The sequence below is a fragment of the Dokdonia genika genome (assembly GCF_042652845.1).
Lineage (GTDB): Bacteria > Bacteroidota > Bacteroidia > Flavobacteriales > Flavobacteriaceae > Dokdonia > Dokdonia donghaensis.
In genome coordinates this window covers 1-1,830 of the sequence record NZ_JBHSHB010000017.1, presented here as the reverse complement: position 1 = coordinate 1,830, position 1,830 = coordinate 1, and the positions used below count along the sequence as shown (strand labels likewise).

3 protein-coding genes are annotated in these 1,830 nt (G+C 36.8%); 1 reads left to right on the top strand and 2 read right to left on the bottom strand.

What is annotated here, in order from left to right; translation table 11 throughout:
- On the top strand, positions 1-215 hold a 215-nt coding region (locus tag ACFO5T_RS10830), incomplete at its 5' end, for a hypothetical protein (protein ID WP_380034306.1).
- A 53-nt stretch (positions 216-268) separates the two neighbouring features.
- Here the strand turns inward: ACFO5T_RS10830 and ACFO5T_RS10825 are convergent.
- Both ACFO5T_RS10825 and ACFO5T_RS10820 read right to left on the bottom strand, forming a co-directional pair.
- Complete coding sequence (locus tag ACFO5T_RS10825) at positions 269-643, bottom strand: hypothetical protein (RefSeq protein WP_380034304.1); 375 nt, start codon at positions 641-643, stop codon at positions 269-271.
- 587 nt (positions 644-1,230) lie between these two features.
- Positions 1,231-1,656 (bottom strand): hypothetical protein, encoded by a 426-nt coding sequence (locus ACFO5T_RS10820; protein WP_380034302.1) that lies wholly within the window; start codon positions 1,654-1,656, stop codon positions 1,231-1,233.
- Positions 1,657-1,830: the final 174 nt, after the last annotated feature.

Here is a 1,830-nt window from a genome sequence, read left to right as displayed (position 1 = left end):
TTACAATCGCTCTTAAACCTATTTTGAAGCGTAGCCATACGATTGCGGTAATAACCAAGTATACAACTGCCTTTTGTGAAGCTTATTTTATCGTGAACTGCGAGCCCTTGGGCAATCAGCCGCCACGGTTGGGCTATGGTTTCGTTGCGGAATCGTCCGCTAGGACATTCCGCCAATTACCAAACCATAATTTAAAGATAGGAATTTTCGGTTAGAAAATTCCGCCGCAATGAATTATAGCCGTTGTTGTGCGTAGGCTTTTCATTTATTATTTTTCAATTTTATTCATTTTCTCTAAAGTCTCATTTATATTTTTTGGAACAATAAATTCCGAATGACAACTTGCGCATATAATTTGATTTTCCGAAATAAATATAGAGTCATTTTCATAAATTCCGACTGTACATAAGTCACAATGTTCGTGATTCCATCCGTCGTTTTTAATTTCAAAATACTTTGAGTCATATTTTTGTCCGATATAAGGTCTAGATGATTTTCCGCCAATTTCTATTAAGGCTGGTTTTGGTTTCCAAATGGATTCAGTCCATTTCATTTTTCGCGCCCATTTGAGTTCAGTCCGCAGTATGGAGAGATTTATTTCATCTCCGTTCGATTTTACTACAAATTTAGTCGGTTCGTTCATTTTTTTCGGCTTACGCACAACAGGCCACTACATAAAGCGAGTGCGGCATTTTGCTGGTTAGCCTGTTTTGTTGTTTTTTAATTGATTGTCTAAATATACACTTATTTGTGAATCTGTCGCCGCGCATAGAGCTTTCAAAAATGTCGTATTCGCGTTATGTAATAGTTGTGTCTGGTTGCAACTACGTGTGAGCTTTCTATGCTTAAGATGTATGCCCTAGGCATTTTTGAGTAGTGGCCTGTGGCGGCTGATTGAGTAGGGTGGGAGCTTTAAAATCCTAGCTAGTTTGCTCTATGACCCATCTGTGCCAGAACCTTGATTTTTGCTATTACAATCGCTCTTAAACCTATTTTGAAGCGTAGCCATACGATTGCGGTAATAACCAAGTATACAACTGCCTTTTGTGAAGCTTATTTTATCGTGAACTGCGAGCCCTTGGGCAATCAGCCGCCACGTTTATGTATAAGAATAGTTGCGGGTTTGTATGCGAGGATTTTCCGAAGGAAAATCAGACGTTACAAACAAGCAACGACCTTTGATTAAGCACTAAACCGCAATTATTTTTATACGGTGTTGTGCGTTCGTTTTTATTCCGCTTTATTTATTTTTATTCCGTTAATTATTGTTCCGTTTTGTAATTCCGTCACAGTTTTTAATTCAGATGTTGGATTCCATTCTTCTAATAACAACTCGTTTCTTTTGTTCCAACCAATTATTTTGTATCCTTCTGGAATTAGTCCTTTTCCAAGGTCATTTTCGTTTTTGTCATTTTTAATAACTGACCAAAAAATTCTTGAATATCCTAATCCGCCTTTGTCAAATTGATATTCATAGTATTTATGCTTTTGATTTGGTGAAATTGAGTCCGAAAGAATTATCAAATTCGGTTCTTTTAAAGAGTGCTCCGAGTTTAACGCTTCCACAAGCTCATCTAAATCCGAGTTGATTTTAATTCCAATTCCGATTATTCCAATCAGTATAATTCCGGCAATTATTAGTATCCATTTCTTCATTAAAACTCAATAATTTTTAACTTCAGCACGATTTTCCTCAAATGACGCACAACAGGCCACTACATAAAGCGAGTGCGGCATTTTGCTGGTGTGCCTGTTTTTTGTTTTTTAATTGATTGTTTAAATATACACTTATTTGTGAATCTGTCGCCGCGCATAGAGCTTTCAAAAATG

Bases quoted from the DNA above. Each gene is read 5' to 3' on its own strand.
- ACFO5T_RS10825 (WP_380034304.1), bottom strand. From the start codon at position 643: ATGAACGAACCGACTAAATTTGTAGTAAAATCGAACGGAGATGAAATA.
- ACFO5T_RS10820 (WP_380034302.1), bottom strand. From the start codon at position 1,656: ATGAAGAAATGGATACTAATAATTGCCGGAATTATACTGATTGGAATA.